The organism is Sphingobium sp. CCH11-B1 (genome assembly GCF_001556865.1).
In the GTDB taxonomy this organism is placed as follows: Bacteria; Pseudomonadota; Alphaproteobacteria; order Sphingomonadales; family Sphingomonadaceae; genus Sphingobium.
Genome location: NZ_LSJY01000125.1, coordinates 1 through 786 on the forward strand (window position 1 = coordinate 1; position 786 = coordinate 786).

The following is a 786-nucleotide window of genomic DNA, read 5'->3' on the forward strand; positions in this document are numbered from 1 at the left end:
TGTTGTCTAATTGATTCCTGCATTGCTCTTCCTTTTTCCCGTTCGCCAATGGTTGTCTTCGAGGTCATCGGACAGCTGTGGTTGCTTTTCATCCGAGCCTTCATGATCGCGGCCGAGCGGAATAGGTGGACGTCTCTGTGTCCCAAACGAGGTTTGACCCTCTACAAAACTGACGAGATCGTCCGGGGCATGGCTAAACGGGATGAGGAACGCGGGGATCAGGCCCAGCGGAACTCCGTCTCGTTTAGCCAAAGCGAATGGAGTAATGCGGCGAGCTTCCGCGCAACGGCCGTTCTGGCACGCTTGGCGCCCTTTGCTTCGGCCATTTTCTTGCCCCACGCCTGAAGGGCAAATGGCCGCTTCACCTTTGACAGCGCGACATTGGCCGCTTCGTAAAGCGCCTTACGCAACATGGGATCTCCCGCCTTGGAGATATGTCCGCTCACATCGCGTTCTCCCGATTGACTGCGTCGGGGCACAAGCCCCGCATAGGCGCCGACATCGTCGCTTCTGGCAAAACGCTGCGGATCTTCGATGGTCGAGGTGTAGGTAAGCGCGGTAATCGGTCCAACCCCAGGAACGCTCATTAACCGGGCGCAGACCGCATCCGCCTTTGCCCGGTCATTGAGCAAGCGATTGTATGCGCGCAGCTGCTCCTCAATCGCCTCCATGGATGCAATGAGCGGAGCAAACAGAGCCTTCAAATCCGGGCGCTGCGCATAGAACGCCGTTAGGCGTTCGGCACGCCGGCCCGGCGTTCTGGCGGTGCCCATGCGCAGGCCGAAC

At 59.0% G+C, this 786-nt stretch carries 1 protein-coding gene; it reads right to left on the minus strand.

Annotated features, from left to right (window positions below; genetic code table 11):
* Nucleotides 1-218 precede the first annotated feature (218 nt).
* On the minus strand, nucleotides 219-786 hold a 568-nt coding region (locus tag AX724_RS12870), incomplete at its 5' end, for a transposase (RefSeq protein WP_156448076.1).